Origin of the sequence: Paraburkholderia sp. EG304, from assembly GCF_046543485.1 — a bacterium.
GTDB classification, from domain to species: domain Bacteria; phylum Pseudomonadota; class Gammaproteobacteria; order Burkholderiales; family Burkholderiaceae; genus Paraburkholderia; species Paraburkholderia youngii.
In genome coordinates this window covers 1-11,469 of the sequence record NZ_JBKGUA010000098.1, presented here as the reverse complement: position 1 = coordinate 11,469, position 11,469 = coordinate 1, and the positions used below count along the sequence as shown (strand labels likewise).

Here is an 11,469-nt window from a genome sequence, read left to right as displayed (position 1 = left end):
AAACCCGCACCTTCGTCAGCTTCCATCGCCAGCGTCTGCTGCTTCATCCTGTTCTGCCTTCCTTATCCACTCCGCTCTATAACGCTCCGAGTAGCTATGCGGTGGACTTGATCAGCAATGCCTTAGGATCTGTCGATCCAGCGTCCTGCATTGCCTCCGCCATCGCGAGCACCGCGTCGTAGGCATACGGGGCATATAACTGCACGGGAACACCGAACCGCTGCTGATAGCGTTTGAAGAATTCGGGTCCTTGGGGCATCTTTGCAGGCGGTACGCCCGCCAGGGTGCAGTAGACGTCCTTGTCCATCGAAGACCCGGCCAGTTTGATGAACTGGGGCGTGCACGCTTCGTCGCCGGCAATAAACTTCACCCTCAAGCCAAGCTTTGCGCCTGCTGCGCGAACGCCGCTGCTTGCGTGTCGCCACCCGTGAAAGCAATACCTTCTGGCTGACGGCTCTTGATGGTGGTGAGAATCGCCATCCAGTTCGTTGTCTTGTCGGTGCCGTATTCGCGGCCGACCACGTTGCCTCCGGCACCCTTGACTGACTTTTCGATCTCATCGGCAAGACCTTGACCGTACGCCGTGCGGTCATCGACGATGGCGATATTGCGCGCACCCAGATCGTGGACCAGATAGCCTCCGATGACGGAGCCCTGTCTCACGTCATTCGCAACCATACGGAACACGTTGGTGAATCCTTGCTGCGTGAGCTTCGGATTGGTTGCCGATTCGGTAATCATCGGGACGCCTGCATCCGAGTAGATCCTGGAAGCAGGTATCGATGTCCCGGAGTTCGCGTGACCAACGACGCCGGCCACGCCATCATCCACCAGCTTCTGAGCAACGGTTACCGCCGTTTTGGGATCGGCCGCATCGTCCCGGGAGTCGAGCACGAACGTAACGTTTTGCCCACCTATCCGAATCTTTCTGCTGTTCAGATCTTCGATCGCCAGCCGCACACCGTTTTCATCATCCTTTCCGATGTGGGACAGTTCACCGGTAAGCGGGGAAACCTGCCCGATCTTTACTGTCAAATCCGCGTGGGCCGCGAGAGGTTGCAGGACAAGCGTCAAAGTCGCGAGACATATCAGTGGCCGGGATGATTGCATGGTCGTACTCTCGATAGTTTGGCTGGGAATCGGATCGACAGAACCTACGACCCGTTGGGCAAGCAACATTGCGCTGACCTGTAACTATCCTAATGACGAGAGCCGGTAGCCAAAATCAACCGCGATGACCTTCCTGCAAATTTCTATCCAAATACGAGGCTTTTTCGATACTTTTCCCGTCGCCCACTTCCTGGGCAGCGCCACTTTCCGGCAGCCTGAGCTTTCGCGCCGCTATCAAGCTGAGATGCACCTGGCCCATTTCCCGCGGGGCCGGACATCTTGCTACGACGTGCACGAACCAAATCGAGCAGGTAAGCCCCCATCGTCCCAGATGGCCTGTCCCGTGTTGTACGCCGCGCCGCCCGACGCGAGAAACGCGACCGTTGCCGCGATCTCTGCGCTTGTGCCCTACCGGTGCATCGGAACGCTTTAACGACGCTCTTCGGTAGCGGGAAGACTGTCAATCTGTTGATAATGGCGCCCGCGCGCTGCTTCTTCATGTGCGGCACGACGAGGCGGGTGGGTCGAGCCACGTTCTGGAAGTATGTGTCGATTCCCTGATGCCACTGCTCATCGGAGAGCTCGAGGAGCGCAGCCCTTGGACCGTACTCTGCGCTGTTGACGCTGCTGCCCATCTTGAGACGAAACGCATACACGAACGCCGAGGTCGAGCCGTAGCCCCATCGCGGTACGAGTCACGCCCATCCCGCCGCCGAGCGGTTCGATCGCCCTCACCATCCTGATCCGCCGGCACTACGGCCGCAAGCTCATGCCGGTCTCGCTGACGAACCGCCGTGCCAGCGCACAGGCCGACACGCCCAGCACGCGCCCCCAATCTTCCGGGCCGCGCGGGTCTGCCGGGTCCGCTTAAAGCGTCTCGCAAAGCGTCGGGAGCGCGCAATCTCTGGGCCATGGCAATGCCGTCGGGTGTGGCCGGGAACGCCGAAGCTGCTCGAGAATCAGAGCACTGATCCGACCGGCGTAGCCATCGTCTTGGCGTCACTTCGATGCCTGTCGCTTCAACGATCAGTGCCTTCAGCAACGGCGAAACCGCGAACACCATCGGTGTCGTGCCTGCGAGCGCGGTGCGGGTCTCCTCCGTGATCCAGAGACTGCGACACTGGACGCCGAGCCGTGAACCGATCTTGGCCGAAGGCCCGTCGGCAACCATACGGCTTGCTCGGGAGAAATCCCGGGCGAGCCGCCCTCCGATATCACAGTCAACGCGCCGGATGTCGCATAGACCATCTAATGCCAGTGATGAGAGAGCTCGGGGAAAAAGTGACGCGCCGGATGAACTGCGCGCGGACCGTGAGCCGCGCTGGCGGCTTGGCGTCGACCGGAGCCTCGATTATTTTCCAGTTCATAGCGCGTGCCCGAGGTGTTGGCAGATAATCGACACATGGCGACAAGTAGTCGAATTTCTGCCACACAGAAACCGGGTTTAATGAATGTCTCACATACTGAACCGCTACGCGGCCGGCCGCAGACGATAGCCGAGCCATTGCTAACGAATTTCTGGAGTATCCGATTTATGGGCCGCCTTGACCGCTACGACCTGCCGCTTTCAACGACTTCCGACCTCGCTGCAGAGCGATACCGAACCGGTGTCGATCTCCTGCTGTCGTTGTGGCCAGGTGCCGGGGAAGCACTGGACGAGTCGATCGCCGCCGACCCGGATTTCGCCCTCGCGCATGCCGCACGAGCACGCCTGCATGCGATCAGCGCACAGCCGTCCGAAGCTCGCGCAAAGATTGTCAAGGCGCTCGATCTCGTCGCTAGGAACGGGACCGAGCGCGAGCGCACCCACGTTAACGCGCTGTCGCTCGCCATTCATGGACAGTCGGCCAAGGCGCTCGCGGCGGTGCTGGTGCACACGGACCGCTGGCCGCGCGACATCGTCATCCTGTCGATGCCGCTGGGCGCGTTCGGCCTTTTCGCCTTCTCCGGAATGGCCGACCACGATCAGGCACGCGTCGACCTGTGCGAGCGTCATGCCAAACACTTCGATGCCGACGACTGGTGGTTCCTCACCTATCGCGGCTGGGCACACGGCGAAAACGGCAACCTTCGGCTCGGACGCACGCTGACGCAACGCGCGCTGCAATTGCGGCGACACAATGTGAATGCGGCGCACGCGGTCGCACACGTGTTGTACGAGTCCGGTGCAAACGAAGAGGCGCAGGAGTTCATCACCGGCTGGCTCCCTGAGTACGACAAAACGGGCGTGCTGCACGGCCACATCGCATGGCATAGCGCGCTCATCGCGCTCGAGCTCGGGGACATCGAGCGCGCCCTCGCGGTCTATAACGACCATGTCGCGCCGGCCTCGTCGCAGGGCACGCCGATCAATATTGTCAGCGACACCTCGTCGTTTCTATGGCGCCTGCATGCGTACGGCCACACAGTTCCGGCGGGAATGTGGGACGACGCGGCGAAATACGCGTCGAATTTCTTCCAGGACGTGGGCTTTCCGTTCGTTGACTTCCATATGACGCTGGTAGCCGCGGCGAGCGGCAACGGCGAGGCTGTCGAGCAACGGGTTGCTGTCCTCCACAAGCTCATCGAGGACGGAAAGCTTTCGGCTGGCCCGGTGGTACCGGCGATCTGCCGCGCGTCGTTGGCCTTTGCTGAAGAAGACTACGCGCTTGCCGCGGAGATCCTGGCGCCGGTTGCGCGAGAGGTTGTGCGGATCGGCGGAAGCGGCGCGCAGCGCGAAATCGTCGAAGACATGCTGCTGGTTGCATTGATGCGAAGCGGCGAAGCCGCGAAGGCTCACGCGATCCTCAACGAACGGCTGCAGCGTCGCCCTTCTCCGCGCGACACGCGCTGGCTCAATCAACTGCTCAGTCCCCAGACGTCGCTGGCGAATTGATGAGATGACGGGGTGGAATGCGAAAGCTGATCGTCGACGGGATAGGTCCGGTCGCTGAGATCTCGATCGCGCCACTGTTCGGCACGGCACTGTGGTTCAGCGCGAATAGTACTGCCGGAAACCTGGTGAACATCTGGCACATCAGCGCGGCCGACATCGGCCGGCTGGCGAGCGCGATGCAACTTGGGTTCATCCTCGGCACCTACGTCGTTTCGCTGAGCGGCGCCGTCGATCGGATCGCGCGAGCCGAATTTTCGTTTGCAGCGCGCTCGCCGGAGCATTGTTCAACCTGGGCTTCGCGTGGCTGGCGATGGATCTCGTGAGTGCTGCGCTGTTACGCTTTGGCGTCGGAATTTGCCTCGCCTGCATCTACCCGATGGGGACGAAGCTGATCATCGGCTGGGCAACCGATCGCACCGGGCAGGCGCTCGCCCAGCTAGTCGGAATGCTGATTCTCGGCAGTGCGCTGCGAGCATGTGATGCGCGTGCTGGGCACGGTCTTCCCATGGCAACTGATCATTTCCGCTTCCTCGCCGCTTGCTGTCGGTGGGGCCGCCATTGTCGGCGTGCTTGACGATGGACCGCACTCGGTCGTGTCGAGCGGATCGGCAGGCATGATGGATACACCGGCGGCATCGCCGCCCTCTGTGCTCGGCGCGTTTCGCATCGGTGGGTTCTGGGCCGCGACGCTGGGCTATTTCGGGCATATGCGAGAGCTCTACGCGTTCTGGACTGAGGTGCCGCTGCTCATTTCCCACACGTCGTTGGCAACCGGCTTTCCGGGGATCAGTGTTTCGGCGATGCCATTCGCCGTGACCGGCATTGGCGCATTGAGCTCCATGCTGAGTGGTGTTGCGTCGCGTTACCTTAGCAGTGAAAAAGTGGCGACATGTGCACTAGTGGTATCTGGACATGCAACGAGGTTTTGTGACCGCTGGGAACCCGATCGGACGAAAAGCCGACAAGTCGGACAGCTCGCCGTAGCTGCGGACGTTTTTGAGGATCGACCGGTGCGGTTTCCATCGAGGAACAGCGATTCCGGATAGATTTTTTGCAAGCCACGGGGAGTCAAGAGCAGAGGTAGCAAAATTCGGGCAGACCATAGATTCCAGAATTGCTTTGACATCTCATCTGGCCCTCACCTACCGCTGGGACAGATTGCCGGTCCATTTTCAGGCGAAGCAAGTCTTTCATTTTGCGAATGGTCGTCCGGTGGGCCGGCGTCATCGGTGTCCCCAAAAAGTAGCCACCATAACCGACGGCCGATAGAGCCGTCCGCAGTAACACTGGACGAAACCGCGCCTTTCATATCGAACATGCATTTCGGTGAGGTGAACTGCGGTTTCGGAGCACCGAACACCGATCGTGGAATCCCTCGAAACCGTTCGACTTCAAGCGAAACGGCTACTCACTTTCCTCCCGAAATCCAGTTTGACTTTGACCGAAATCCGTGTTTGGCTTCGCCGAAATACGCACTCGCCCCGCTTAGCAAAGGTAAGCGGGATTTGTGTACCGTCCTCGGTTGTTTGGAGTCGATATCGGCAAGCGTGATCGCGGCTCGCAACGACGTCTGTATCGGTCGAACGAAAAACGCGGCCACCATGTCGGAAACAACCATCGTTAGGTTTGCCTGAACGGACAGGATGTCCGTTCAGGCGTTCATCAAACGCGTCCCGTATTACGGACAATTGCCGATGACATAGTATCCGGCAGACGTCTGCGCCAGCGTGTTCGAATAAAAGACGTTGTCCAGCCCCATACTCTGGTTCGACCCGTTCGCATAGGCCGTGCCGCCGGAATCATGCGCTCGGCTCGCTTGTACATGTGCATAGTTAGTGGTCGTCGTCTCGGTGCACACGAAGCTCGATTGCGTCGTCGCCGAGACTGACGACGATTGGGCGCTCTCACCCGCATTTGGATCGATTTCGGTCACGGTGTAGGAATAGGTCGTCCCAGCGATCAACCCTGAATCGGTATAGCTGGCAGATGCGGACGAGCCCACCTTGCTTCCGTTGCGATAGACGCTGTAGCTGGTGGCATTTGCAACGGCATTCCACGAGAGAGAAACGGTCGTCTGTGTTGTTCCCGACACTGCGAGGCCGCTCGGTGCGGAGCCTGACGGTGCAGGCCCCGACGCCGCGCGGAGGTTATTCTTGACCCAATAGTCCATCAGGAATGTCGGATAGTTGATGCGGGTTGCATCCACGTAGTTCGCGTTGTTGCCGCCGGTTCCGGCCGGCCATGCGTGCGACATGCCGGAAACTGAGATCTCGTGCGTCCGAACCTTTCCGCTGCTGTCGGAATACGGCGTGTTCGTTCCGCCGCCCTGAATCGTCACCTTCGCCCCTTGGGTAAAGGTGCCGCCATAGAGGATTCGAAAAGTGGCAGTGTCGAGTGGGCCGTACGCCTGCGCGACCGTGTAATCCGATGTCCCCCAGACCGCGCCGGCGATCTGCGTTGAGAATTTGCCGACGTTCGATCCTGCCCATGCCCTGCACTGGTTCGCCGCGGTCGTAGCCGTATAGCCGCTTGGCACATAACCGATCTGCGCCGTGGTCGTTCCAGGCGGCGGCCCGGCATTGATACCGATTCCGGCGAAGATGTCGGGGGCAATGCAACCCAGCACCATCGTCATGCCACCGCCCGAGGAGAGGCCCGCGACGTACACCTGATTGGGGTCGATCGCGTACTGCGAATTGGAAACAAAGCGGTTCACTAGATCCAGCAGCACACCGACATGCCCGGTACCGCGGCTCGGGGACGTGTTCGCATAATCCCAGCAGTGGTTGCTATAAACGTTGCCGGTCGCGTTCGGCGCCAGAATGATCGCGCCGTACTGATCTGCAATTGCTTTCCAGTTGAAACCGGCCGCACTGCTGCTGTTGATCACGTCGCCGGACGCGGTCTGCAGACAACCGTGCAGCACAAGTATGAGTGCCCGCTGGCCATTGGGAGTGGTGGGCTGGCTCGCCGGCCAATAGTAATAGCCGGTCAAGTTGCCGCCATTCACCGAATCTGTGGCCCAGATCTGCTGCCCACTCCAGGTTCCGGGTCCGGGCGTGACCGCGGCCAACGCAGGAGTCGTCGCCAGCGCGACGAAGAAGCCAACAATCCATCGTCTTTGGGGTCGTGAGAGCGGTTGCATAACGTCTCCTTTAGTTGTATGGACACTGCTGTCGAGAGGCAAGCACCCCGGGACGTGGGGGCATTTAGACTCGATGGGATGATTGGTTCGCGATGCGAAGTGACAATTCGCCATCTTCGTCGAGAAGCAAACGGACAGAACCGCCGCCCCTAGCACCGCTGCGAACCACAAGCAGCGTCCATGCCATGCCCATTGTGGATACGGCATCGCGCCAGCGGAGCCACGTAACCGTCGGGCACGGCGCGTCCCTCAACGCTCAAAGACCGCTTTCCCATCCTTTTCCGCCACCCCTATGCAGTCCGACATTGAGGAATCCACACTTCATTTCCGGAAATGTGTTAGCACCAGCCACAGAACTGGATTGGTAGGGGAAATCCCACTCCCGCGCGGATCCACAACTTGAGACACTGCTCGCCTTCGTCTCTGGTCCGAGACGGTTCATAGCAAGCTGGACCGGGCGGCGCTGTCACACGAGGAGAAGATCCGAATGGCAACCGAGGTCGGCACAATCCTGAGCGACTACAGCTATGTCTGGCGGCGCGCTGTGCGTTCGCTCTTCGACACCCTCATTAATTCAAGCGAGGGCACCCTGATCGTCGACCGACAGGCCAAAGTCGTCTGGATCAGTGAGAAATATGCTGCTCACTTCGGCTTTGCCGATCCCAAGATTGCAATTGGTCTCGATTGCGAGACCGTTGTCCCAAACAGCCTCATGCGAGAAGTCGTCAAAACAGGAAAGCCCATTCTGCTCGACATACTTGAAACCGAGCGCGAACCTTTCATTGTGACGAGATTGCCACTGAAGGATGACAACGGCGCCACCATAGGCGCCATCGGCTTTGCCCTCTTTGGACAACTGAAAGCACTCACACCGCTCTTTAGCCAGTACTCGCGCTTGCAAGCAGAGCTCATCGCGACGCGACACGCGTTAGCACACACACGGCGGGCCCGATACAGCCTGTCGAATTTCGTCGGCACGAGCCCTGCCAGCATGGAAGTGAAGCGCCTCGCGCTACGCGCAGCCCAGGTCGATTTTCCCGTCCTTTTACTCGGTGAAACGGGTACCGGTAAGGAATTGATCGCGCACGCGATACATGGGGAATCGGCACGCGCCGACAAGCCATTTGTCGCCGTGAATGTCGCGGCAATTCCCGATTCGCTGCTCGAAGTCGAGCTGTTCGGCGCCGCCGCAGGCGCGTACACCGGCGCCGATCGCAAAGGCCGCGTGGGTAAGTTCGAACTGGCTAGCGACGGCACGCTTTTCCTGGATGAGATCGGAGACATGCCGCTTTCGCTCCAGAGCAAGCTCCTACGCGTGCTGCAGGAAAAGGAATTCGAGCCGCTTGGCTCGAATCGCGTGGTAGCGACCAATGCGAGAATCATTGCAGCGACTTCCGTCGCGCTTCCCGAGCTCGTCGCCGCCCGCCGCTTCCGCGCCGACCTCTACTATCGGCTTAACGTGCTCGTCATCCGAACACCACCGTTGAGAAAGCGTGCGCACGATATCGCCGCACTTTCGGACATGATCCTCGATGAGTTAGTGGCACACCACCATATCGGCCGCCCAGACCTCAGTGAAGATGCACTACAACTGCTTCGTGAGCACGCGTGGCCGGGCAATGTGCGTGAATTGCGCAATACGCTCGAGCGGGCCGTGATATTTTCCGATCACCAGTGCATCGACGCCAACTTGCTGGTTGCGTTCGTCAACGACATCGACTCGACGCTCTCCGCTCCAGAATTTGCCCGCGAACACGGTGAGGCCCGTGACGCGGACATCAATGAAGCAAGTTACGAGAACGCGATGCGGATGTTCGAGAAGCGGTTTCTCGGTGCCGCACTGCGATGCGAGGGCGGATGCGTATCAAAGGCGGCCGCACGGATCGGGATCGGACGCGCGACCTTTTACAAGAAAATGGCCGCGCTCGGGATCTGACGTCGATCGACGCTAGCCGCTGCGTGCGTGCCTGCCGAGCCATTCCAGTGAAGCTTACAACGCACGTCGCGATGTCATGCATCGGCGATTTCCTGAGCCATGTGCGTCCATTCGTGGAGAGGGCGTCTCCTGCCGGAGACACCGGGGTTCCGCTTTACGAGACTTGCACTCGCGGAGCGGTCTGCCGCCATAAACACCGATCGGCGTTGCATCATGGTTCGGACAATGGGAAATCGCTCGCCAACGAAGTCCAACACAAACAATGCGGCGAACGGAGACATGATCCACGGTCCGTCGACCGCCCGGCAACGCCATCCTTCACCGACACTCACGACGCTCTGCGTCACCGTGCTGTCAACCGCCATGCTTGCCGCCTGCAACGGCGACGACATGGTCAGGTCGCGGCGTACGGATCATTGCCTACGACGGCAACACGGACGGTCTTGCAACCCCCGCCGTGACAAAGCGGGGCTTGCGACCGGCTTTGTCCGGATGGGTACGAGTTCCCGTGCCATGGACGCGACTATGCATTTTTGACGCAAACCCGTTTGTCGAAGGCGTTCCACCGGTTCAGCAGGTTGGCGATGATTATGCCTTCTCCTTCCTGCGACGCAAGCTCCTGCGTCAGCAGGCGTTCGCCGATGCAGCGCTTGATGCGCGAGATCTGTGCCTCGACCAGCGAGCGCACACCGTAGCCGTATTACTTGTGAAATGCATAGATGCCTTTGTCCTCGATGTATCTGACGATCTGGTCATGCCAGCGAGTTCGCTCCTCGCCGTGTACGACAGCGTGAGCCGGCGGTGGGATGACGGGCGTCACGCCCGCGCCTGAAAGCGCTTCGGTACGCTCGATGCTGAAATACGCGCCATCGGCAATCACCCGATCCATCGGCACATCAGCGGGCAGCACGGCGTCCACTCCTTCGCTGTCCGATACTTCTGTAGTGGTGATGCGGATCGCGTGTACGTTCATGTCAGCGTCGATCGACAGATGCATCTTGCGCCACGGCGTGCGCGCGGCCTTCTGAGCGTACTTTTCCTCATACCACTGGCTCGCCCGCCCAAAGCTCAATCCCGTGCTGTCGACGATGAGACTGATCGTCCCGCCGCGCGCGAGACGCCGGGCCAGCTGTTCGCAACGCTGCGTGACGCTCACCTCCTGTGAAGCGAACCGTTCGCCCAGCTGACCGGCGCTGGGCACCGGGATGTCCAGCCCGCGAGTCTCCCGTTAGTCCTCCATATAGCCGGTGATCTGCCGCATCCCCCCCCCGCCCAACAACCGATAGAAGGTAAAGATCAGCTCGATGTACGCCGTGGTGTAGGTCGGCTCACGCCCCGACACGCCCGGCGTACGGCTCTTTGCGTTGATAAGCTGCGCCTTCAGATCGCCGCCCGGCACATACAGGCTGATCATGCCGCCCTTTCTCAGGCTCTGGTTATACGCCCGCGCGTTCGTCACCCGGTACCCCGGCTCCATCCGGACAAAAGCCCTGTTCCGGAGGGCCACGCAAGATCGTGACCGACCAGTTGTTCAGCTTTCCTGCGACGAAGGCCGAAATACCCGAACTCGCCACCGTCAAACACGTCTTCCTCAAAGCCTGAACCGGGCCGAAAATAGTCATCAGCCCACGCGTGAACGCGGGCGGCGCATGCAATGCCTCCGCTCTCCCGATCGCACTCAAACTTTCCTACGGAGCTTCGGCCTGAGCCGGCAGCACGTTCTGGTCAAACGACATCTGTTTCGCGCTTTGCTCTATCGAAAGCAATCGCTATCCCGGACTCACTCAAGATCCGTTCACATTCTGAGAAAGGACGAATCCTATCCCCATCTTGTCTCGATTGTTTAATTGGTCTTACTGTGTAGCAGCATTAGTTAAGCGTAAGCGCCCGGCCATCCCGTCTTGAGTAGCGTTGAAGGTTTTGGGAGCATCGTGTGCACTTAAATAGGTGGACACGTGAACACTATCGAAGAAGAGGCACCGGTTGTAAGGCGTCGACGCCGGCGATATAGCGTCGAGTTCAAAGCCCGGGTGGTGGCAGCCTGCCGAAGACCGGGTGTATCGCTTGCGGCCATCGCCCTGGATCACAGGCTGAGCGCAAACCTGCTGCGACGTTGGGTGGAACAAGCCGAAGGGAATGCTCGGGTGCCCGTCGCGAGCAGCGATGTGGCAGTGCCGTCGGCACAGGCACCGGCATTTGTGCCGGTGCCGCTCGACACGATGAACGTTCGTCCGGCCGAGATCCGCGTCGAGGTGCGTCGCGCGAACCAGTCGATGACGATTAGCTCGCCGATATCAGAGGCAGCACAATGCGCCGCCTGGCTGCGTGAGTGGCTCGCATGATCCGCATTGATCAGGTGTGGCTGGCGGTCGAGCCGCTGGACATGCGGGCCGGCTTCGATAC

9 protein-coding genes and 3 pseudogenes are annotated in these 11,469 nt (G+C 60.1%); 6 read left to right on the top strand and 6 right to left on the bottom strand.

The window, feature by feature from the left end:
• Positions 1-97: 97 nt before the first annotated feature.
• A pseudogene (locus ACLFKU_RS40715) lies at positions 98-1,110 on the bottom strand (branched-chain amino acid ABC transporter substrate-binding protein); the annotation flags it as partial.
• Between the two features lie 282 nt (positions 1,111-1,392).
• Positions 1,393-1,733: pseudogene (locus ACLFKU_RS40710) on the bottom strand (SDR family oxidoreductase); the annotation flags it as partial.
• Positions 1,734-2,644: 911 nt separating this feature from the next.
• On the opposite strand from ACLFKU_RS40710, the gene ACLFKU_RS40705 reads away from it, so the two are divergent.
• The 3 genes from ACLFKU_RS40705 (at position 2,645) to ACLFKU_RS40695 (ending at position 5,031) form a co-directional block, all read left to right on the top strand.
• The gene (locus ACLFKU_RS40705; RefSeq protein ID WP_410852989.1) at positions 2,645-3,985 is read left to right on the top strand and encodes a tetratricopeptide repeat protein; all 1,341 of its coding nucleotides are present in this window, start codon (positions 2,645-2,647) and stop codon (positions 3,983-3,985) included.
• Between the two features lie 17 nt (positions 3,986-4,002).
• Positions 4,003-4,308 (top strand): hypothetical protein, encoded by a 306-nt coding sequence (locus ACLFKU_RS40700; protein WP_410852988.1) that lies wholly within the window; start codon positions 4,003-4,005, stop codon positions 4,306-4,308.
• 156 nt (positions 4,309-4,464) lie between these two features.
• Complete coding sequence (locus ACLFKU_RS40695) at positions 4,465-5,031, top strand: hypothetical protein (RefSeq protein WP_410852987.1); 567 nt, start codon at positions 4,465-4,467, stop codon at positions 5,029-5,031.
• A gap of 632 nt (positions 5,032-5,663) precedes the next feature.
• Here the strand turns inward: ACLFKU_RS40695 and ACLFKU_RS40690 are convergent.
• Positions 5,664-7,130: a PHB depolymerase family esterase gene (locus ACLFKU_RS40690; protein ID WP_410852986.1), complete on the bottom strand. Its 1,467-nt coding sequence runs from the start codon at positions 7,128-7,130 to the stop codon at positions 5,664-5,666.
• A 487-nt stretch (positions 7,131-7,617) separates the two neighbouring features.
• Here ACLFKU_RS40690 and ACLFKU_RS40685 point away from each other — a divergent pair, with 487 nt between their 5' ends.
• Positions 7,618-9,066: a sigma-54 interaction domain-containing protein gene (locus ACLFKU_RS40685; protein WP_410852985.1), complete on the top strand. Its 1,449-nt coding sequence runs from the start codon at positions 7,618-7,620 to the stop codon at positions 9,064-9,066.
• 523 nt (positions 9,067-9,589) lie between these two features.
• On the opposite strand, the gene ACLFKU_RS40680 is transcribed toward ACLFKU_RS40685, so the two are convergent.
• Genes ACLFKU_RS40680 through ACLFKU_RS40670 form a run of 3 tightly spaced genes read right to left on the bottom strand, consistent with a single transcriptional unit; the run spans position 9,590 to position 10,480 of the window.
• Positions 9,590-9,754, bottom strand: coding sequence for a transposase (locus ACLFKU_RS40680; protein WP_410852984.1), 165 nt, complete (start codon positions 9,752-9,754; stop codon positions 9,590-9,592).
• Positions 9,755-9,766: 12 nt separating this feature from the next.
• Positions 9,767-10,267: a transposase gene (locus ACLFKU_RS40675; RefSeq protein WP_410852983.1), complete on the bottom strand. Its 501-nt coding sequence runs from the start codon at positions 10,265-10,267 to the stop codon at positions 9,767-9,769.
• A 27-nt stretch (positions 10,268-10,294) separates the two neighbouring features.
• The gene (locus tag ACLFKU_RS40670) at positions 10,295-10,480 is read right to left on the bottom strand and encodes a hypothetical protein (RefSeq protein ID WP_410852982.1); all 186 of its coding nucleotides are present in this window, start codon (positions 10,478-10,480) and stop codon (positions 10,295-10,297) included.
• 89 nt (positions 10,481-10,569) lie between these two features.
• Here ACLFKU_RS40670 and ACLFKU_RS40665 point away from each other — a divergent pair.
• A pseudogene (locus tag ACLFKU_RS40665) lies at positions 10,570-10,913 on the top strand (hypothetical protein); the annotation flags it as partial.
• Between the two features lie 108 nt (positions 10,914-11,021).
• Entirely contained in the window at positions 11,022-11,408 is a 387-nt protein-coding gene (gene tnpA / locus ACLFKU_RS40660; protein WP_410852981.1) for an IS66-like element accessory protein TnpA, read from the top strand.
• The last annotated feature ends 61 nt before the right edge of the window (positions 11,409-11,469 follow it).

Coding starts and splice junctions, on each gene's coding strand:
- ACLFKU_RS40705 (WP_410852989.1), top strand. CDS start 2,645: ATGGGCCGCCTTGACCGCTACGACCTGCCGCTTTCAACGACTTCCGAC.
- ACLFKU_RS40670 (WP_410852982.1), bottom strand. CDS start 10,480: ATGATCAGCCTGTATGTGCCGGGCGGCGATCTGAAGGCGCAGCTTATC.
- ACLFKU_RS40700 (WP_410852988.1), top strand. CDS start 4,003: ATGCGAAAGCTGATCGTCGACGGGATAGGTCCGGTCGCTGAGATCTCG.
- ACLFKU_RS40695 (WP_410852987.1), top strand. CDS start 4,465: ATGCGCGTGCTGGGCACGGTCTTCCCATGGCAACTGATCATTTCCGCT.
- ACLFKU_RS40685 (WP_410852985.1), top strand. CDS start 7,618: ATGGCAACCGAGGTCGGCACAATCCTGAGCGACTACAGCTATGTCTGG.
- ACLFKU_RS40690 (WP_410852986.1), bottom strand. CDS start 7,130: ATGCAACCGCTCTCACGACCCCAAAGACGATGGATTGTTGGCTTCTTC.